Here is a 19,787-nt window from a genome sequence, read left to right as displayed (position 1 = left end):
TCAGTAAAACGGGCTGTGCAAAACCGCACACGTCCATGTCGCGGACATCCGGGTGCGGAACGCGCACGATGTCGGCGACCGCCACACCCCGGGCAGCACACCGGCCGGGCCAGGACGCACACTTGACGCCATGGATGACGAGCTGGCCATCTCCGTCCGAGGGCTGCGCAAGGCGTACGGGGACAACGTCGCGGTGGCGGGCGTGGACCTCGACGTACGCCGTGGCGAGGTGTTCGCTCTGCTCGGCCCGAACGGCGCCGGCAAGACCACCACGGTGGAGATCCTGGAGGGCTACCGGGGCCGCGATGCGGGCGAGGTTTCGGTGCTCGGCGCTGACCCCGCGCACCCCGGCCCGGACTGGCGGTCCAGGGTGGGCATCGTGTTGCAGGGCACCGGCGAGTTCGACGAGCTGACCGTGGCCGAGGTGATCCGGCACTTCTCCGGCTTCTACCCCGACGCCGACGACCCGGACAAGGTGATCGAGCGGGTGGGACTGGCCAGCAAGGCGAGCGCCCGCACGCACACCCTCTCCGGCGGGCAGCGGCGCCGTCTCGATGTGGCGCTCGGCATCATCGGCCGCCCCGAACTGCTCTTCCTCGACGAGCCCACCACCGGCTTCGACCCCGAGGCCCGCCGCGAGTTCTGGGAGCTGATCCGCGACCTCGCCGCGGCCGGCACCACAATCGTGCTGACCACGCACTACCTGGACGAGGCGGAGTCACTCGCCGACCGGGTGGGTGTCATCGCCGCCGGCCGGCTCGTCGAGGTGGCCGCCCCGAACCAGTTGGGCAACCGGCAGGAGGCCCTGGCCACGGTGTCCTGGCGTACCCCGGACGGGACGCTGGAGAGCACGCAGAGCGCGACGCCGACGGCCCTGGTGGCCGACCTGGCGGCGCGCTACGGCGGCGAGGTCCCGGGGCTCACCGTGACCCGGCCGACCCTGGAGGACGTCTACCTCACCATGATCGGACACGCGCGATGACGACCACGACGAGGCCGGCGACGCCTGTCGCCGCGAACCGCGGACGCCGGCCGGGTGCCGGCGCGCTCGCCCTGCGCCAGGGCCGGCTGGAGATCACCCAGTTCCTGCGCAGTCGGGAATCCGTGGTCTTCACGATGGGCTTCCCCATCATCATGATCCTGATCTTCGCGTCGATCTTCGGCGGCGAGATCGGCGGCGGGGTCAAGTTCACCCAGTACTTCATCACCGGCATGATCGCGACCGGCCTGATGACGGTGAGCTTCCAGAACCTGGGCATCTGGATTCCGATCGAGCGGGACCGTGGGGTGCTCAAGCGCTACCGGGGCACGCCGATGCCGAAGTGGGTCTGGTTCGCCGGCAAGGTGATCATGGTGGTGGCGATCGGCATCGTCGAAACGGCACTCCTGCTCGCCGTCGCCGTGGCGCTGTTCGACCTCGACCTGCCCGGCACCGCCGCGAAGTGGCTCACCTTCGGCTGGGTCTCCGTGCTCGGGGTCACCGCCTGCACCCTGTGCGGCATCGCCATCTCGTCGCTGGCCCGTACCGCCCGCAGCGGCTCGGCGGTCGTCACCCCGGTCTCCCTGGTGCTCCAGTTCATCTCCGGGGTGTTCTTCGTCTTCACCGAGCTGCCCACCTGGATGCAGCAGGTGGCGGCGCTGTTCCCGCTCAAGTGGATGTGCCAGGGGCTGCGGGCGGTCTTCCTGCCGGAGAGCTTCGGCGCGCAGGAACCGGGCGGCTCGTACGAGCTGGGCCGGGTGGCGCTGGTTCTGATCCTGTGGTGCGTGATCGGCCTGGTGCTCTGCCTGACCACCTTCCGCTGGACCACAAAGCGCGACGGCTGAGTAAGGAAGGGCACCTTATTAACACCTGCGGTAGAGGAGGTTAATAAGGGGCCCCTCCTCTACACGAGGCGTTAATAAGGTGCCCTTCCTTCGGCTCAGTACGTGTAGAAGCCCTTGCCGGTCTTGCGGCCCAGGTCGCCGGCGGTGACCATGCGCTGGAGCAGCTCCGGCGGGAAGAACTTCTCGTCCGCCGTGTCGGTGTAGATGTTCTTCGACGCGTGCAGCAGCACGTCCACGCCGGTCAGGTCGGTGGTGGCGAGCGGGCCCATGGCGTGCCCGAAGCCCAGCCGGCAGGCGGTGTCCAGGTCCTCCGCCGACACCACTCCCGACTCGACGAGCTTGACCGCCTCCACCACGAGAGCGGAGATCAGCCGCGTGGTGACGAAGCCGGCGATGTCGCGGTTGACCACCACGACCGTCTTGCCGATCTCCTCGGCGAACGCGCGCACCGTGGCCAGCGTGGCGTCACTGGTCTTGTAGCCACGCACCAGCTCGCAGAGTTGCATCATCGGCACCGGCGAGAAGAAGTGGGTGCCGACGACCGCCTCGGGCCGCTCGGTGACCGCGGCGATCTGGGTGACCGGGATGGCCGACGTGTTGGTGGCGAGCACCGCGTCGGCCTTGCAGATCTTGTCCAGGGCGCGGAACACCTCGTGCTTGATCTCCAGCCGTTCGAAGACCGCCTCGACCACGATGTCCGCGTCCGCCGCCGCCTCCAGGTCGGTGGTCGGGGTGATCCGGGCCAGCGTCGCCTCGACCTCGGACGCCTCGATCTTGCCCTTCTCGGCGAACTTCTCCAGCGACTTACGGATGCCGCCGAGCCCGCGGGCGGTGGCCGCGTCGTCCAGGTCCCGCAACGTCACCTGCCAGCCCGCCTGCGCCGCCACCTGGGCGATGCCGGAACCCATCAGTCCGGCCCCGACGACCGCGAGTCGACCCGCCATCTACTTCTCCCTCGCCACGATTGAGTGCCTGTCTGCACCCTAGTCGGCGAGCCTGAACGACGACTAAGGGGCTGACCGGAGGCCCCCGAGGGCGGCTCAGATCTCCAGCGAAGGTTCCTCGGGCGCGGTGCCCCGCTCGACAGCCACCCCGAGCGCCCGCAGGTCGGCCACGAAATCCGGGTAGCCCCGGTCGACGTGGTGCACGTGGGAAACCTCTGTGGTGCCCTCCGAGCAGAGCCCCGCGATGATCAGCCCCGCACCGGCGCGGATGTCGGTGGCCCGCACCGGAGCGCCGGACAGCCGCTCGTGCCCCCGGACCACTGCGTGGTGCCCGTCGGTCTTGATGTCCGCGCCGAGCCGCATCATCTCGTTGGCGAACATGAACCGGCCGTCGAAGATGTTCTCCGTGATCAGGGACGCTCCGTCGCTGACCGCGGCCAGCCCGATCGCCATCGGCAGCAGGTCGGTGGCGAAGCCCGGGTACGGCAGCGTCACCACGTCCACAGCCCGGGGCCGGTCGTCCATGCGTACGCGGAAGCCGTCTCCCCGGGTCTCGACGAGGCCGCCGGCCGCAACCACCTTGTCCAGCGCGATCTCCAGGTAGGCCGGGTCGAGCCCGGTCACCGTCACGTCGCCCCGGGTCATCGCCGCGCCGAACGCCCACGTGCCGGCGACGATCCGGTCCCCCACCGTGGCGTGCCGCACCGGGCGCAGCCCGGGTACGCCGGTGATCCGCAGCGTGGTCGTGCCGGCGCCGGAGATCTGCGCGCCCATCTGGTTGAGCATCGTGCAGATGTCGACGATCTCGGGTTCCCGTGCCGCATTTTCGATCATCGTGGTGCCCTGGGCCAGCACCGCCGCCATCACCAGGTTCTCGGTCGCACCCACGCTGGGAAAATCGAGCACGATGTCCGCGCCGCGCAGACCGTGTGGGGCAGAGGCGATGACGAAACCGTGCTCGCCGGAGATATCGGCGCCCATCCGCGTCAGCCCGGAGATGTGCATGTCCAGCCCACGGGAGCCGATGGCGTCGCCGCCGGGGTGGGCCACCCGCACGAACCCCCGACGGGCCAGCAGCGGACCCAGCACGCAGATCGACGCGCGGAGCCGCCGGACCAGGTCATAGTCCGCGTCCGCGCCGGGCTGCTCGGGTACGTCGATCGTCACCGAGCGGGACCGGGCGACACCCCCTCGGGCAACCATCGGGTCGACCGGGTCGTCGGCGTCGAACCGGACGTCGCATCCCAGCCGGCGCAGCACCTCTCCCATGATCGCGATGTCGGTGATCCGCGGGACGTTGGTGATCACGCTCCGCCCCGGTGCGAGCAGCGCGGCTGCCATCAGCTTCAGCGCCGAGTTCTTGGCACCCACCACGTGCACGGTGCCGGCCAGTCGCGCATCACCATGCACCCGGATGACATCGACGTCATTGATTGCCGGGTCACCGGCGTCTCCGGGGCCTACCACCGCCGGCCAGCCGGCAGTGGTAGCCGGCCGCGTAGGGATCGTCAGATCCGGTATCCGTAGGCTGTGCGTCATGGCCGTCCACCTCACGCGCATCTACACCAAGGCCGGCGATGCCGGCATGACCAGGCTGAGCAACAACGAGCAGGTGCCGAAGACCGATCCACGGATCGCCGGGTACGCGGATGTCGACGAGTGCAACGCGGCGATCGGCGTGGCACTCGCCCTGGGACAGCTCGACGATGAGCTGCGGGGCGTGCTGGAGTCGGTGCAGAACGACCTGTTCGACGTCGGTGCCGACCTGGCCACCCCGGTGGAGCCGGATCCGAAGTATCCGCCGCTGCGGGTGACCGAGGAGTACGTCGAGCGCCTGGAAGGCTGGTGCGACGAGTACAACGCACGCCTGAGCACGCTCGACTCCTTCATCCTCCCCGGCGGCACCGCGGGTGCGGCACTCCTGCACGTGGCGCGGACCGTTGCCCGGCGTGCCGAGCGATCGGCATGGGCGCTGGTCAGCCACGATCCGGAGCGAACCAGCCCGCTCCCGGCAAAGTATCTCAACCGGCTCTCCGATCTGCTCTTCATCCTGTCAAGAACGGCAAATCCGGCAGGCGATGTGCTATGGGTGCCGGGCGGCAAGCGCTGATCGGGAGCGCCCCGCCAGCACGTGTAGGGGTGGGTTCCCGATCTGGGGGCCCTCACGCCTCAGCAACATCGGTAACGGCAGGTGATGAGAACCCGCGCCGGAACGACGCACACCGGCACCGACGGGTTTCCGGGGGATCCCGCCCGGCGCAGGGATCAAGCCTGACCGCCCGGAGCCGGGTGGGCTCCCCCGGAAACCCACGGGTGACCCGAGAAGCGGCTCAGGCAGCCGGCCAGTCCTGGGAGGCCATACGCGGCGAGACCGCCCCCGGAGGGGCGGCCTCGAGCCAGGATAGGAAACCGGTAACTGTCGACCGCGCCATGGCGATCTCCACCGGTGCGTGGTGACTGGTACACCGGAGGATCACCCAGTCGGCCGGCATGGAGAGCCGCTCCTGCCCTTCGGGCAAGCGGCGGCGCTCCACGGCCAGCCCTTTGCGGGAGAGCACCCGCTTGGGTCGCAACGCGAAGCTGAACATCCGGTACCAGCGCAGTTCCTCACCGGCGAACCGGCCGAAGCCCGGTGACCAGCCGCGGCCGTCGAGCATTGTGGTGGTCCGGACGCTGAGCCGGATGATGCCACCGCTGCGGGTGACGAGCGCACGGCGGACGAAGAGGAAGAGAACCGCGACGAGGACGACGGCGACGCCGATCCCGATTCCTTCGACGATCTCCATCCCCGGTGTGGCTCAGCTGCTCTGCGCGGAAACCGGGGTAGCGCTCTCGGCCAGCACGGTGACCTTGTCGGGGCTCACCGAGAGGAAGCCGCCGGCCACGTCGTACGAGATCTGCTCACCACCGGCCAGCTTGATGCGGACCTGGCCCGGCTCTGCGAGCTGACCGAGCAGCGGCGCGTGCCCCGGCAGGACACCGAGCTCGCCTTCGGTGGTCCGGGCGACGAGCATCTCGGCGTCACCTGACCAGACCTTTTCCTCGACGGCGACGAGCTCGACGTGAAGCTGCTGTGCCACGCTGTCTCCTTGCTGCGGCGGGCGGAATGCCGAAAGTCTAGTCCTGACGGCTGCCCGCCCCCAACGCGGGTGGGGAGAGCTACGCCACGACTACTTCGTCTTGTTGTGGAATTCCGGGTGCTCCAACAGGAACGGGTCCAGTTGTTCATTGTGCAGGGCGGTGAAGAAGTCCGCGACGCCTGCCTGGAACTGTTCACCCTTGTACTTCTTACCTTCGTAGACGCCGCCACCGGGGAGCTTGATCATCTGGATGGTGTTGGGGCGGATGTCCTTCAGAGCGATCCCGAAGTCGACAACGCTGTTGCCACGGCCGTTGAAGATCAGCGACTGCCCGGCGGCGCGGAGCACCTTGTCCAGCTTGATCGGGTTGGCGACCACGTCGGCGCTGAACGCCTGGCCGACCATCGCCTTGACGAACTGCTGCTGGTGGCGCTGCCGGCCGTAGTCGCCGTCGATGACGCCGTTCTTCTCGTAGCGCTGCCGGACGTAGTCCAGCGCCTGCCACCCACTGAGGTGGTGAGTGCCCTTCGGGTAGACCGCCTGCGGCCCGATGTAGCCCTCGCCGCGCGGGTTGCCCGGCCGGGCCTTGCCGTCCGGCTGCTTGTGCTCGGACTTCACCTCGCGCTCGACGTACATGGTGACGCCGCCCATCGCGTCGACGATCTTCTGGAAGCCGGTGAAGTTGATGATCGCGCCGGCGTCGAAGCGCTTGATGCCCGTCGCGTTCTGCACTGTCGTGGCCAGCAGCTCGAAGCCGCGCGCGGCGTCGGGGTTTCCGCCCGGCACATGACTGCCGTACGACATCGCCGCGTTGATCTTGGTCTTCTCGCCGCGGAAGTCGGCCTTCTTGAACGGCGGGATGTCGACGTAGAGATCACGGGGCACGGAGAACAGGTAGGCACGATCCATCGAGGCAGGCACGTGCAGCACCATGATCGAGTCGGCAAGTGGCGCCGCCGTCGGGGTCCGCGGGTCGATGCCGACAAGCAGGATGTTGAGCGGACCCTTGATGTCGCTCTTCTTCTCCTTGGCGCCAGCGGCCTGGTCGCCGAACAGGTCGGCCTTGCCGACGGCGCCCTCGTAACGGGCCATCAGCACCTCGGTGCCGACCAGCACCGCACCGCTGAGCATTGTCAGCACCGCGCCGAACACCGTGCAGATCCTGGCCCAGCGAGGCACGCCCCGCCAGATCGACTTGCGGCCACTCTTGCCGGCCTTAGCCACGTGCATCTCCGTTCGTCACGCCCACGGGTAGAAGACGGGCGCGCGTCGCCGAAAGGTTGCAAAGATCAACGCTCGTTCAGGGGAACGTGCGCAACGACCGTATCTCGCCAGCTGCGCGAACGCCGACAGCGAGCAACGGACCGCGAAGATGATAAGGCGCGAAGATGAACAAAAGACTGCCCCGGCAATGCCGGGGCAGTCTTTTGCGTTGCGGATCTGGACGAGCTGTCAGTCCTTCATCAGCTCCGCGGCCTTGGCCTCGAGGTCCTCGAGACCGCCGCACATGAAGAACGCCTGCTCAGGGAAGTGGTCGTACTCCCCCTCGCTGATCTTGCGGAACGCCTCGATGGTCTCCTTGATCGGGACCGTCGAGCCCGGCACGCCGGTGAACTGCTCCGCAGCGTAGGTGTTCTGCGACAGGAAGCGCTCGATCCGCCGGGCACGCGCCACGGTGATCTTGTCTTCCTCGGAGAGCTCCTCGATACCGAGGATGGCGATGATGTCCTGCAGGTCGCGGTAGCGCTGCAGGATCCGCTTCACCTCGGTGGCCACCTGGAAGTGCTCGGCGCCGACGAACTCCGGGGCGAGGATCCGGGACGAGGACGCCAGCGGGTCCACGGCCGGGTAGATGCCCTTGTCGGAGATCGACCGCTCCAGGTTGGTGGTCGCGTCCAGGTGGGCGAACGTGGTGGCCGGGGCGGGGTCGGTGTAGTCGTCCGCCGGCACGTAGATCGCCTGCATGGAGGTGATGGCCTGGCCCCGGACGGAGGTGATCCGCTCCTGGAGCTCGCCCATCTCGTCGGCCAGGGTCGGCTGGTAACCCACGGCGCTCGGCATACGGCCGAGCAGAGTGGAGACCTCCGAACCCGCCTGGGTGAAGCGGAAGATGTTGTCGATGAAGAGCAGCACCTCCTGCTTCTTCACGTCCCGGAAGTACTCGGCCATGGTCAGCGCCGACAGCGCCACCCGCAGCCGGGTGCCCGGCGGCTCGTCCATCTGGCCGTAGACGAGCGCCGTCTTGTCGATGACGCCGGACTCGGTCATTTCAGCGATGAGGTCGTTGCCCTCACGGGTGCGCTCACCCACGCCGGCGAACACCGAGGTACCACCGAAGTTGCGGGCAACCCGGGTGATCATCTCCTGGATGAGCACCGTCTTGCCCACACCCGCGCCGCCGAACAGGCCGATCTTGCCGCCCTTGACGTACGGGGCCAGCAGGTCGATGACCTTGATGCCGGTCTCCAGCATCTCGGTCTTCGGCTCCAGATCCGCGAAGGCCGGAGCCTTGCGGTGGATGCCCCACCGGTCGTCGGCCTGAATGGTCTCGCCCTCGGTGAGGTTGAGGCACTCGCCGATCGCGTTGAACACGTGGCCCTTGACGGCGTCGCCCACCGGAACGGTGATCGGCTCGCCACGGTCACGCACCTCCGCGCCGCGAACCAGACCGTCCGTCGGCTGCATCGAGATGGCGCGGACCAGGTTGTCACCCAGGTGCTGGGCAACCTCCAGGGTCAGCGTCTTCTCACCGCCGGACAGGTTCACGTCGACGTTCAGAGCGTTGAACAGGGCCGGCATGGCGTCACGCGGGAATTCGGCGTCGACGACCGGGCCGATGACCCGGACCACGCGACCCGTGGCCGTCTTGGTCTCTACTGGTGCAGTCATCACACTTCACTTCCCGACGCGGCCAGCGCGTTGGCGCCGCCGACGATCTCGCTGATCTCCTGGGTGATCCCGGCCTGTCGGGCCGAGTTCATCTCGCGCGTGTACTTCTCGATCATCTCTTCGGCGTTGTCGGTGGCGCTCTTCATCGCCCGCCGCCGTGCCGCCGACTCACTCGCCGCCGACTCGATCAACGCCGCGTAGATCCGCGTGTTGATGTACCTCGGCAGGAGCGCGTCGAGCAGCGCCTCCGCGTCCGGCTCGAACTCGTACGCCGGCAGCAGCCCCTCGGAGCGCGGCCGGTCCTCCACCTGCATCGGACCGATCACCTTGGTGACCGGGGTCTGCGTCATCAGCGAGTGGAACTCGGTGTAGACGATGTGCAACTCGTCGACTCCGAGCACCCCGTCCGCCCCGGCGTCGCCGTCGACGTCGTCCGCGCCGGCGGTGAACGCCTTGATCAGCGTCTCACCGACGGTGCGAGCGTCTTCGAACGACGGCTGCTCGCTGAACCCGGTCCAGTTCGCTTCCATCGGCCGGTCACGGAACCGGTAGAACCCGACGCCCTTACGCCCGATGACGTAGAGCACCGGCTCCTTGCCGTCCGACTTCAGCCGCGCGATCAGCGACTCGGCCATCCTGATCGCGTTGGAGCTGTAACCGCCGGCCAGGCCACGGTCGCTGGTGACCAGCAGGACGCCCGCCCGCCGCACCCGCTCGCGCGGAGTGAGCAGCGGGTGGTCGATCCGCGCGTTGGACGCCAGCGCCGTGAGCACGCCGGTGATGGCCTGGGCGTACGGCAGGGACGCCTGCACCCGGGCCTGGGCCTTGGCGATCCGGCTCGTCGCCACGAGCTCCATCGCCTTGGTGATCTTCTTCATCGACTTCGCCGAGCGGATCCGTTGACGAAGAACGCGTACCTGGGCCGCCATCAGATCAGCTCTCGGTCGAGCCGGCGGGCGCGCCGTCGCGGTAGCGGGTCACCGTCTCGCGGTCCTGGTCGCCCTCGAGCGGCTTGGCCGGCGCGTCGTTGATCCGGGACTCGTCCTCCTTGCCGAGGAAGACCTTCTTGAACTCGCTGATCGCGTTGTCCAGGGAGCCGATGATGTCGTCGTTCCACTGGTTGTCAGCGATCGAGGAGAGCACACCCGCGTGCTTGTGCCGCAGGTACTGAAGGAACTCCGCCTCGAAGCGGCGCACCTCGCCCACCGGGACGTCGTCCAGCTTGCCCTCGGTGCCGGCCCAGACCGAGACGACCTGCTCCTGCACCGGGTACGGCGAGTAGTTCGGCTGCTTCAGCAGCTCGACCAGACGCGAACCGCGGTCCAGCTGGGCCCGGGAGGCCTTGTCCAGGTCGGAGGCGAAGGCGGCGAACGCCTCCAGCTCGCGGTACTGGGCCAGGTTGAGCCGCAGCGAACCGGCGACCTTCTTCATCGGCTTCACCTGCGCGGCGCCACCGACCCGGGAGACCGAGGTACCGACGTTGATCGCCGGACGGACGCCCTGGTTGAACAGGTCGGTCTCCAGGAAGATCTGGCCGTCGGTGATCGAGATGACGTTGGTCGGGATGAAGGCCGAGATGTCGTTGGCCTTCGTCTCGATGATCGGCAGACCGGTCATCGAGCCGCCACCCAGCTCGTCGGAGAGCTTCGCGCAGCGCTCCAGCAGGCGGGAGTGCAGGTAGAAGACGTCACCCGGGTACGCCTCACGGCCCGGCGGGCGGCGCAGCAGCAGCGACACGGCACGGTACGCCTCAGCCTGCTTGCTCAGGTCGTCGAAGACGATCAGAACGTGCTTGCCGCCGTACATCCAGTGCTGCCCGATGGACGAGCCGGTGTACGGAGCGAGGTACTTGAAGCCGGCCGGGTCGGAGGCCGGGGAGGCCACGATGGTGGTGTACTCCATCGCGCCCGCCTCCTCGAGCTGCCCCTTGATGGAGGCGATCGTGGAGGCCTTCTGGCCGATGGCGACGTAGATGCAGCGGACCTGCTTCTTCGGGTCGCCGGTGCGCCAGTTGTCGCGCTGGTTGAGGATGGCGTCCAGGGCGACAGTGGTCTTGCCGGTCTTCCGGTCACCGATGATCAGCTGCCGCTGGCCCCGACCGATCGGGGTCATCGCGTCGATGGCCTTGATGCCGGTCTGGAGCGGCTCGTCCACGGACTGCCGGGCCATCACGTTCGGAGCCTGCAGCTCCAGCTCGCGGAAGCCCTCGTTGGCGATGTCGCCGAGCGCGTCGATCGGCGCGCCGAGCGCGTTGACCACGCGCCCGAGGAAGGCGTCGCCGACCGGAACGGAGAGAACCCGCTCGGTGCGCTTGACGCGCTGCCCCTCCTCCAGCTTGGAGGAGTCACCGAGAACAACGACACCGATCTCGCGGACGTCGAGGTTCAACGCCACGCCGAGCGTGCCGTCCTCGAACTCCAGGAGCTCGTTGGTCATGGTCGAGGGCAGGCCCTCGACGTGGGCGATACCGTCACCGGTGTCGGCGACGGTGCCGACCTCCTCGCGGGAGACGTCGGGCGAATAGGAGGAGACGTAGCGCTCCAGGGCGCCGCGGATCTCCTCCGTCGAGATGGTCAGCTCGGCCATCCTCTGCTTCCTTAAATTTCAGGGGCCCGGGGATACCTAGTACCGACCGGTCCGAATGGCGTCTGTCATTCAGGTGCTTCGCGGAAGCCGTCAGCGCTTGGCGAACGCGTTACGAGTCTCCTTGAGCCGGCGCAGGATCGTCCCGTCGTAGAGATCGGAACCGACCCGGACGCTCATGCCGCCCAGGATGTCGGGGTCGACCGTCTGCTTGACGTCGACCTGCCGACCGTATAGCTCAGCGAGACGAGCGCCCAGCCGCTGCTCCTCCGCGTCATCCAGCGGGGCGGCGACGGTCACGTACGCGACCTGCCGGTCCCGCCGGTCGGCGGTGAGCTCGACCAGTCGGGTGAGCGCACCGCTGAAGGAGCGCCCACCGAACCCGGAGAGAGCCACCTCGACGAGGCGGACCGTCACCGGGTGGGCCTTGCCCTCCAGCAGCTCCCGAACCAATCCGGCGCGCTGAGCCAACGGCGCGATCGGGTCGGTCAGCACGGTGGCGAGCTGCGGCTGTCCGGCGACCAACTGGCCGAACCGGAACAGCTCGTCCTCCACCTCGCCGAGGTCACCGGTGGCGTCGGCGCTGGCAAGCAGCGCCTCCACACCGAGCCGCTCGGCGCCGTCGAGCAACTCCGACGGTGCCGACCAGCGGTTGGCGACCAACGTGCTGCTCAGGTCGAGCGCCTGCTCGTCCACCTTGCCGCGCAGCATGGTGCCGAGCAGGCCGGCGCGATCCGTACCGGAACGTGCAGGGTCGGAGAGCGCCCGGCGTAGCCGTACCTCCCGCCGCAGCAGATCCGCGACGGAGAGGACGCCGTCGGCGGTGGCGGCGATCGCCTGCGGCTGAGCACCGCGGGTGTACGCCTCCAGCCGCTCGACGGCTGCCTTGTACGACTCCCGGCTGGCGGCCTGCATCAGCGGGCCCCCGCGCTCTCAAGATCGGTGAGGAAGCGCTCGACGGTGCCCTTGCGGCGGGCCTCGTCGGCGAGCGACTCCCCGACGATCCGGCTGGCCAGGTCGACAGCCAGGCCGCCGACCTCCGCGCGCAGGTCGCGCACGATGGTGGCGCGCTCGGCCAGGAGCTGCTCCTTGCCTGCGGCGACAACCCGCTCGGACTCCTCCCGCGCCTTGGCGAGGATGTCCTGTCGGATCCCCTCGGCGTCGGAGCGGGCGTCGTCACGGATCTTGGCGGCCTCGGTACGCACCTCGGCCAGCTGCGCGCGGTACTGCTCGAGCAGCTGGTTCGCCTCGGCCTGGGCCGCCTCGGCGCGCTTGAGGCCACCCTCGATCGCGTCGACCCGCGCCTGGTACATCGCCTCCATACGAGGCATGACGAACTTCAGCAGGACGAAGACAAGCAGGGCGAAGGAGATCGAGCCAACGACGATCTCCTGCCAGATCGGAAGGATCGGGTTGTGCTCGACGCCTTCGGCGGCGATAAACATGTCAGACCTCCGGGTCGCGTGGTGCGAAGGGTCAGACGGCGAAGGCGAGAACCAGGCCGAAGAGGGCGAGCGCCTCGACCAGGGCGAAGCCCAGGACGAGCCAGGTGCGGTTGAAACCGGCGGACTCCGGCTGGCGGGCGCTCGACTGGATGTAGGCCGCGAAGACCAGGGCGACACCGATACCGGGGCCGATGGCGGCGAGGCCATAGCCGATGGTGTTGACGTTGCCTTCGATGGCGGCAAGAACCTGCATTGCGGGCATTCCTCCTAGTTCACACGCGAGGTTTCACGTGTAGGCGGTCGGTACCAGAAGCTTGGTCGGGCCGGGTGACCCGCCGAGCCGATCAGTGCTCGTCGGCCAGCGACGACCCGATGTAGTTGGCGGTCAGCGTGACGAAGACATATGCCTGCAGCGCCGCGACCAGCAGCTCGAAGAAGGCCATCACGATCGCCATGGCGAAGGAGAAGACCGAGGTCACCTGGACGAAGATGCTGTCCGAGGCGAGCATCACGAAGCCGCCGACGGTGAAGACCAGCAGCAGCAGGTGGCCGGCGAACATGTTGGCGAAGAGCCGCAGCGCCAGGGTGACCGGCCGGACGATGAAGTTCTGCAGCAACTCGATCGGGATCAGCAGGAAGTGCATCGGCCATGGAACGCCCGGCAGGATCAGACTCTGCTTCAGGTATTTTCCGAGGCCGTGCTTACGGATGCCGATGTAGATGTACATCACGTAGGAAATAGCCGAGAGCACGATCGGGAAGGCGATGTGCGAGTTGGGCGAGATCTGCAACCCGGGCACGATGCTGAAGATGTTTGTCAGCAGGATGAAGCTGAAGAGCACCGTGAAATAGGGCGCGAAGCGGATGCCCGCATTGCCCATCTGCTCACGGGCGATGTTGTCCCGAACCAGGCCGTAGACCGACTCCGCATACCACTGGGCCTTACCGGGAACCAGCTTGGGCTTCCGGTAGGCGAGCATGAAGAAGATGATCAGCAACGCGACCGCGAGCCAGATCATGATCCCGAACTTGGTGACCCAGGGGCCGGCCACGTTCGGCGGGTAGAAATCTCCGACGCTGGGGGGCCAGGGAAGCCCCTCGGCGGCGACGAGCTGTCCACTCACCGTGTCATCCTCCGCACTCGACAGACCCGCGTGTGCTGGAACTCAAGCACCGAGCCTCTTCATGATCAGGTAGATCGCTCCGGCTGCGCCGAACATCATGCCCGTGGCGATCCCGATGCCCGTAGGAAAGCCAAGAAGGCGTCCAGCGAGCCACCCGAGGAAACCCCACACCACAATGCCGGCGAGGAGATAGCCAAGAACGGTGCCGGCAACGCCCTCCGATGAGTGCTCATCGGACTTCTTGGGGTGAAGGTCGTCGGCCATGACGTGGCGAACGATATCAGCCGGGGCGTGCCAGGGTGTGCGGCACCCCCCACACTGCGGGCAGCGTGCGGGTCGCACTACGGACGCGTCAACCGTCGCCAAGGCTACTCCCGTCGGGTCCGCCGAGGCAGCCCGACGGGACCGGCAAATTGCCGACAATCGTCCGACGAGGAGCGTGCGATCGAACGGAGTCAGTCGCGCTGTGACCGGAAGGTCGGCAGCGGAGAGCGCAACGCCCAGGTCAGGTGGGCTCCGGTCCAGACCAGCACGGCCAGGATGACCGCGCCGCCCATGACCCGTAAACCACCCCAACCGGTGGCCGCGATGGCAGACATGGCCAGACCGAGGATCACGATCTTCACACCGTAGGTGACAAGCCCAACGGACATGATCATGCGCGGGTTGACGGCGTCCGCCCAGGCGACCGAGAACCCGGAGATGAGATAGCTCACCACCACCAACGCGATCCCGGCAGCCGCCCCGGCGGCGCCCTCGGCACCCCACAGGATCGCCGCGAGCGGGACCGCCAGCACTGCCAGCACCGCACAACTCAGCAGCGTAAGGCGCAGGTACGGCAGCCGGACCCGGATCGCGCCCGGCTCACCCGCCCGTGGCTCGTCCGCCTGCGGCTCGTCCGTCCGTGCCTCATTCATCGCGGGTACGCCGGGAACGTCGCGACCAGCTCGGCCACCTCGGCGCCGATCCGGGACAGCGCGTCGGCACCGCCCGGTGCACCGGGATCGGTGCGCACCACACGGGCGATCAGGGCGGCCACCTGCCGCAGCTCACCTTCCCGCATGCCCTGGGTGGTGACGCTCGGGGTGCCCACCCGGATGCCGGAGGCCACCATCGGTGGCTGCGGATCGAACGGGATGGCGTTCTTGTTCAGGGTGATCGACGCGGCGTCGCAGCGCCGCTCGGCCTCCGCGCCCGTCACCCCCGTCTCGCGCAGGTCGATCAGGGCGAGGTGGGTGTCGGTGCCACCGGACACCGGGCGCATCCCCTCGTCGGCCAGCCCGGCGGCGAGCGCCTGGGCGTTGCTGACCACCTGCCGGGCGTACGTCTGGAACTCGGGCTGGGCGGCCTCGCGCAGCGCGACCGCCTTGGCCGCCACCGCGTGCATCAGCGGGCCGCCCTGGGTGAACGGGAAGACGGCCTTGTCGATCCGCTGGGCCAGCGACTCACGGCAGAGGATCATGCCGCCACGCGGGCCCCGGAGCACCTTGTGGGTGGTGGCGCAGACGACGTCGGCGTACGGCACCGGGGACGGGATCGCCCGACCGGCGACCAGGCCGATGAAGTGCGCCGCGTCCACCATCAGGTACGCGCCGACCTCGTCGGCGATCTCCCGGAACCGCGCGAAGTCGATCAACCGGGGGTACGCCGTCGCGCCGCAGATGATCAGCTTGGGTCGGTGCGCGCGCGCAAGGTCGCGTACCTCGTCGTAGTCGATCAGCTCGGTGTCCGGCCGGACGGGGTAGCCGACCGGGTGGAACCACTTGCCGGAGAAGTTCACCCGGCTGCCGTGGGTGAGGTGCCCCCCGTGCGGCAGGTCCATCGCCAGGACCGTGTCCCCCGGCTGCACAAGCGCGGCGTACGCGGCGAGGTTGGCGCTCGCCCCCGAATGCGGCTGGAGGTTGGCGTGCTCGGCGCCGAAGAGCTCCTTGGCGCGGGCGATGCCGATCTCCTCGGCCCGGTCCACCTCCGCGCAGCCGCCGTAGTAGCGGCGGCCCGGGTAACCCTCGGCGTACTTGTTAGTGAGCGTCGAACCGAGCGCGGCAAGCACCGCAGGCGAGGTCAGATTCTCGCTGGCGATCAGCTGCAGACCACCTCGCAACCGGTCCAGCTCGCCGAGAACCACCCCGGCGATCTCCGGATCGGTGGCTCTGAGCTGCGCAAAATCCGGCCCCCAGAAGGTGCTCGTCTCGGTCTCCACAGCGAACGAGTCTAGAGGGCCGCACACTGGGACCCGTGAGATGCCTCGTCACCGGTGCAACGGGATACATCGGCGGGCGACTGACGCCGCTTCTGCTCGCCGACGGGCACTCCGTACGCTGCCTGGCCCGCAAGGCCGTGCGGCTGCGTGACGTGCCGTGGGCCTCGGCGGCCGAGATCGTCGAGGGGGACCTCAGCCGACCGGAGACGCTGCCCGCCGCATTCGCCGACGTGGACGTCGCCTACTTCCTCGTGCACTCGCTCGGCCGTCCCGACTTCGAGGCGGCCGACCGCGAGGCGGCGACCAACTTCGCGGCGGCGGCCCGTGCGGCAGGCGTACACCGGATCGTTTATCTGGGGGGTCCGGAGCCGGCGTCCGACGCGGAGGTCCCCTCACCGCACCTGCGGTCCCGGGCCGAGGTGGGCCGGATCCTGCTGGCCAGCGGGGTGCCCACGGCCGTGCTCCGCGCCGCGGTCATCATCGGCTCCGGCTCGGCGTCGTTCGAGATGCTGCGCTACCTGACCGAGCGGCTGCCCGCCATGGTCACCCCCCGGTGGGTGGGCAACCGGATCCAGCCGATCGCCGTCCGCGACGTGCTGCGCTACCTGGCCGGCTGCGCCACGCTGCCTCCGGAGGTCAACAGGGGCTTCGACATCGGCGGACCGGACGTGCTGACCTTCCGCGACATGATGCAGCGCTACGCGCGGGTGGCGGGGCTGCGCCGGCGGATCATCGTGCCGGTCCGGCCGCTCACCCCGTCGCTCTCCTCGCACTGGGTCGGCCTGATCACACCGGTGCCGAACGCCATCGCCCGCCCGCTTGTGGAGAGCCTCATCCACGAGGCGGTCACGCACGAGCACGACATCGCCCGGTACGTACCCGACCCGCCCGGCGGGCTGACCGGCTTCGACCAGGCGGTGTCCCTGGCGCTGGCAAAGGTGCGCGACGCCCAGGTGGAGACCCGGTGGTCGAACGCGAGCGGCCCGGACGCTCCCGCCGAGCCGCTGCCCAGCGACCCGGACTGGTCCGGTGGCACCACCTACACCGACTTTCGGGAGCGGACAGTGGACGCGCCGCCGGCCGCCCTCTGGCGGGTTGTCGAGGGCGTCGGCGGCGAGCACGGCTGGTACTCGTTCCCGCTCGCCTGGTCGATACGTGGCTGGCTGGACCGCCTCGTCGGCGGGGTGGGGCTGCGGCGTGGCCGGCGCGACCCGCACCGGTTGCAGGTCGGCGAAGCGCTGGACTTCTGGCGGGTGGAGGAGATCATCCCGGGCGAGTTGCTGCGGCTGCGCGCCGAGATGCGCCTGCCCGGCCGGGCCTGGCTGGAGATGCGGGTGCTGCCCGCCGACGACGGGCGCAGCCGCTACCAGCAACGCGCCGTCTTCCTGCCCCGCGGGCTGAGCGGGCACGCCTACTGGGGATCGGTGGCGCCGTTCCACGCGCTGGTCTTCGGCGGAATGGCCCGCAACATAGCCCGAGGCGCAGAAGAACTCTCCTAACCCCAACCCTGCTCAGTTGCCGTTGCGGGGGCCTGTTAGCTGGAAGGCGGCTCTTTCGCTCGGCGGGACGAAATCGCGTACCGGCTCGCCTCGTAGGCCGGCGGTGAGCACCTCGCCCACCGCGGTCACCATCCGGGCCTGCACCGCCTGACCGACAGCGTCGCGGGGGTCGTCCGGGTTGGCCGCCATCGAGGCGACCGCCAACTGCGGCGTGAAGGCCACCACCGTCTCCGTCTCGTACCGCTCGGAGCTGCCGGTCTTGCCGGCCACCGGGCGGCCGAGCCGGGCGCGCAGGTCGGGCGCGGTGGCGCCGTCGCATCGCCCGTACATCGACTGGTCACCCACCGGGCAGCGGGATGCGTCGATGGCCGCACGGGCCACGTCGGTGTCCAGGACCTGCCGGCAGTCCGGCTTGGCGGCATCCACAGGCCGACCGGTCGAGTCGCTTATCGAGACCACCGGCAGCGGCGCGCACCAGGTTCCCTCGGCCGCAACCGTGGCGTACGCGTTGGCCAGGTCGAGCGGGGTCGTGGCGGCCACGCCCAGGGTGAACGGGCCCCAGTTCTTCGCGCCGTACCGGGCGAGCTGCTCGTCGGGGTCGGCGCGCAGCACGATGCCGAGCCGCTCGGCCATCTCCACCACCCGGTCGGCGCCGACCTTCTCGGTGAGCCACGCGAAGTAGGTGTTCACCGAGCGGCCGAAGGCGCTCCACATGGTGCGGGGGCCGTCCATCGACGACGGGTTGGCGTTCGACGGGCACCAGCGGCCGTCGCAGCTTGCCCCTCCGGTCACCGGGAACCGGGTGAGGATCTGGCTCGGTGCGGTGAACTCGGTCGACAGCGGCAGGCCGGACTCCAGCGCGGCCAGCAGGGCGAAGAGCTTGAACGTCGAGCCGCCCTGGTAGCCGTCGATCGCCCCGCCGCCGGCGACGAGCTGGTTGACGGTGTTCGGGTGGTTCTTCTGCCCGATCGGGTTGTCCTCGACGCTGTAGGCACGGTTCACCGACATCGCCAGCACCCGCCCGGTGCCGGGCTGCACCACAGCTGTCGGCACCGCCCGCGGGTCGGTCGGCTTGTAGATCTTCAGCACCTGCTCGGTGGTGGCCCGCTGCACCGCCGGGTCCAGCGAGGAGACGATGGAGAAGCCACCTCGGCGCAGGGTGCGCTGCCGCTCGTCGGCCGTCGACCCGAACGCCGGCTGGCTGCTCCACCAGCGGGTGAACCAGTCGCAGAAGAAGCCCCAGTCGTTGTGCCCGTCGGGCACCCCCGTGCAGTCGTTCGGCGTCTCGCTGGGCCGCAGTTGCATGGGCTCGGTCCGCGCCGCGTCGGCCGCGTCGGCAGCCACCTGGCCGGACTCCACAAGCCGCTCCAGCACGTACGACCGGCGCTCCAGCGCGCTGTCGGCGTCGCCGTTGATCGGGTCGTCGCTGTCCGGCGACTGCACCAGACCGGCCAGTAGCGCCGCCTGGGCGAGGGTCAGCTCGGCCGGCGACCGGGAGAAGTACCGCTTGCTGGCGGCGGCGATCCCGTACGCCCCGGCGCCGAAGTAGGCGATGTTGAGGTAGCGGGTGAGGATGTCCTCCTTGCTCAGCTCCCGTTCCAACGCGAGCGCGTACCGCATCTCCTGGAGCTTGCGGGCCGTGGTGACCTCGGTGGCGGCCCGGCGTTGCCCCTCGGTCAGCCGGGGGTCGCTGGCGAGCACGTTGCGGACGTACTGCATGGTCAGCGTGGAAGCACCCTGCCGGGTACGGCCGTCGCGCTTGTTGACCGTGAACGCGCGTACGACGCCGCGCAGGTCGACCCCGCTGTGCTTGTAGAACCGGGCGTCCTCGGCGGCGACGATGGCCTGGCGCATCACCGGGGCGACCTCGTCCAGCGGTACGTCCACCCGGTCCTCCTGGTAGAAGGACGTGATCAGCGTGGTGCCGTCGCTGGCGTAGAGGTTGGACCGCTGGGCGGTGGGCGGCGTGCGGAGCGTGTTCGGCAGCTCCGAGTACGGCGTGGACAGGGCGCTGAAGCCGATCCCGAAGACCAGGGCCGCGGGTAGGGCGGCTCCGGCCAGCACCAGTCCGGCAAGCACGCCGGCGATCACCACGGTCAGTAGTTTGTCGAGTCGGGCCCGGATCATCAGCTCTCCCCGCAGGAGCCGGTCACACTAGGACCCGTTCAGAATGACCCGGAACGCCCCTTTCGCCCCTGG

The 19,787-nt window shown here is 69.0% G+C and carries 20 protein-coding genes; 4 read left to right on the top strand and 16 right to left on the bottom strand.

The features are described from left to right. The first annotated feature begins 130 nt into the window (after positions 1-130). Together F4558_RS00890 and F4558_RS00885 are read left to right on the top strand one after the other, a co-directional pair. Positions 131-982: an ABC transporter ATP-binding protein gene (locus F4558_RS00890; protein WP_167942917.1), complete on the top strand. Its 852-nt coding sequence runs from the start codon at positions 131-133 to the stop codon at positions 980-982. Further along, positions 979-1,824, top strand: a complete 846-nt coding sequence (locus tag F4558_RS00885; protein ID WP_053655661.1) for an ABC transporter permease — start codon at positions 979-981, stop codon at positions 1,822-1,824. The genes F4558_RS00890 and F4558_RS00885 overlap by 4 nt, the downstream gene beginning before the upstream one ends. Positions 1,825-1,919: 95 nt before the next feature. Here the strand turns inward: F4558_RS00885 and F4558_RS00880 are convergent, their stop codons facing one another. Both F4558_RS00880 and murA read right to left on the bottom strand, forming a co-directional pair. Beyond that, on the bottom strand, positions 1,920-2,768 hold the full coding sequence (locus F4558_RS00880) for a 3-hydroxyacyl-CoA dehydrogenase family protein (protein ID WP_053655660.1): 849 nt from the start codon (positions 2,766-2,768) through the stop codon (positions 1,920-1,922). A gap of 96 nt (positions 2,769-2,864) precedes the next feature. Then, positions 2,865-4,307: a UDP-N-acetylglucosamine 1-carboxyvinyltransferase gene (murA, locus tag F4558_RS00875; protein ID WP_167942916.1), complete on the bottom strand. Its 1,443-nt coding sequence runs from the start codon at positions 4,305-4,307 to the stop codon at positions 2,865-2,867. Here murA and F4558_RS00870 point away from each other — a divergent pair. After that, positions 4,306-4,878, top strand: coding sequence for a cob(I)yrinic acid a,c-diamide adenosyltransferase (locus F4558_RS00870; protein ID WP_167942915.1), 573 nt, complete (start codon positions 4,306-4,308; stop codon positions 4,876-4,878). The genes murA and F4558_RS00870 overlap by 2 nt on opposite strands. A 220-nt stretch (positions 4,879-5,098) precedes the next feature. Here the strand turns inward: F4558_RS00870 and F4558_RS00865 are convergent, their stop codons facing one another. From F4558_RS00865 to glyA, 13 genes are all read right to left on the bottom strand, one after another. After that, the gene (locus F4558_RS00865) at positions 5,099-5,554 is read right to left on the bottom strand and encodes a DUF2550 domain-containing protein (protein ID WP_053655657.1); all 456 of its coding nucleotides are present in this window, start codon (positions 5,552-5,554) and stop codon (positions 5,099-5,101) included. A gap of 12 nt (positions 5,555-5,566) precedes the next feature. Further along, entirely contained in the window at positions 5,567-5,848 is a 282-nt protein-coding gene (locus F4558_RS00860; RefSeq protein ID WP_053655656.1) for a F0F1 ATP synthase subunit epsilon, read from the bottom strand. Between the two features lie 90 nt (positions 5,849-5,938). Beyond that, positions 5,939-7,078, bottom strand: coding sequence for an LCP family protein (locus tag F4558_RS00855; protein ID WP_167942914.1), 1,140 nt, complete (start codon positions 7,076-7,078; stop codon positions 5,939-5,941). Positions 7,079-7,300: 222 nt separating this feature from the next. Next, positions 7,301-8,737, bottom strand: coding sequence for a F0F1 ATP synthase subunit beta (gene atpD, locus F4558_RS00850; RefSeq protein WP_053655654.1), 1,437 nt, complete (start codon positions 8,735-8,737; stop codon positions 7,301-7,303). Next, positions 8,737-9,666: a F0F1 ATP synthase subunit gamma gene (locus F4558_RS00845; protein ID WP_053655653.1), complete on the bottom strand. Its 930-nt coding sequence runs from the start codon at positions 9,664-9,666 to the stop codon at positions 8,737-8,739. The genes atpD and F4558_RS00845 overlap by 1 nt, the downstream gene beginning before the upstream one ends. Positions 9,667-9,670: 4 nt before the next feature. Next, entirely contained in the window at positions 9,671-11,323 is a 1,653-nt protein-coding gene (gene atpA, locus F4558_RS00840; protein ID WP_053655652.1) for a F0F1 ATP synthase subunit alpha, read from the bottom strand. 90 nt (positions 11,324-11,413) lie between these two features. After that, a complete protein-coding gene (locus F4558_RS00835; protein ID WP_053655651.1) occupies positions 11,414-12,235 on the bottom strand; it encodes a F0F1 ATP synthase subunit delta in 822 nt (273 codons plus the stop codon). Further along, positions 12,235-12,765, bottom strand: coding sequence for a F0F1 ATP synthase subunit B (locus tag F4558_RS00830; RefSeq protein ID WP_053655650.1), 531 nt, complete (start codon positions 12,763-12,765; stop codon positions 12,235-12,237). The genes F4558_RS00835 and F4558_RS00830 overlap by 1 nt, the downstream gene beginning before the upstream one ends. Positions 12,766-12,796: 31 nt before the next feature. Continuing rightward, positions 12,797-13,018 (bottom strand): ATP synthase F0 subunit C, encoded by a 222-nt coding sequence (gene atpE, locus F4558_RS00825; RefSeq protein WP_053655649.1) that lies wholly within the window; start codon positions 13,016-13,018, stop codon positions 12,797-12,799. 91 nt (positions 13,019-13,109) lie between these two features. Further along, positions 13,110-13,889, bottom strand: coding sequence for a F0F1 ATP synthase subunit A (atpB, locus tag F4558_RS00820; RefSeq protein WP_053655648.1), 780 nt, complete (start codon positions 13,887-13,889; stop codon positions 13,110-13,112). A gap of 42 nt (positions 13,890-13,931) precedes the next feature. Beyond that, the gene (locus tag F4558_RS00815; RefSeq protein WP_053655647.1) at positions 13,932-14,153 is read right to left on the bottom strand and encodes a hypothetical protein; all 222 of its coding nucleotides are present in this window, start codon (positions 14,151-14,153) and stop codon (positions 13,932-13,934) included. Positions 14,154-14,344: 191 nt separating this feature from the next. Beyond that, positions 14,345-14,806 carry a hypothetical protein gene (locus F4558_RS00810; RefSeq protein ID WP_053655646.1) on the bottom strand — a complete coding sequence of 154 codons (462 nt, stop codon included), beginning with the start codon at positions 14,804-14,806 and terminating at the stop codon, positions 14,345-14,347. After that, positions 14,803-16,089 carry a serine hydroxymethyltransferase gene (gene glyA, locus F4558_RS00805; RefSeq protein WP_197281525.1) on the bottom strand — a complete coding sequence of 429 codons (1,287 nt, stop codon included), beginning with the start codon at positions 16,087-16,089 and terminating at the stop codon, positions 14,803-14,805. Before glyA ends, F4558_RS00810 begins: the two co-directional genes overlap by 4 nt. Before the next feature lie 35 nt (positions 16,090-16,124). Between glyA and F4558_RS00800 the strand changes: the two genes are divergently transcribed. Continuing rightward, complete coding sequence (locus tag F4558_RS00800) at positions 16,125-17,588, top strand: SDR family oxidoreductase (protein ID WP_053655644.1); 1,464 nt, start codon at positions 16,125-16,127, stop codon at positions 17,586-17,588. Positions 17,589-17,600: 12 nt separating this feature from the next. On the opposite strand, the gene F4558_RS00795 is transcribed toward F4558_RS00800, so the two are convergent. Beyond that, complete coding sequence (locus F4558_RS00795) at positions 17,601-19,715, bottom strand: transglycosylase domain-containing protein (protein ID WP_167942913.1); 2,115 nt, start codon at positions 19,713-19,715, stop codon at positions 17,601-17,603. Positions 19,716-19,787 lie beyond the last annotated feature (72 nt).

It is taken from the genome of Micromonospora profundi, assembly GCF_011927785.1.
Taxonomy (GTDB): Bacteria; Actinomycetota; Actinomycetes; order Mycobacteriales; family Micromonosporaceae; genus Micromonospora; species Micromonospora profundi.
The sequence above is the reverse complement of the archived record's forward strand: the minus strand, read 5'-3'. Positions and strand labels throughout refer to the sequence as shown.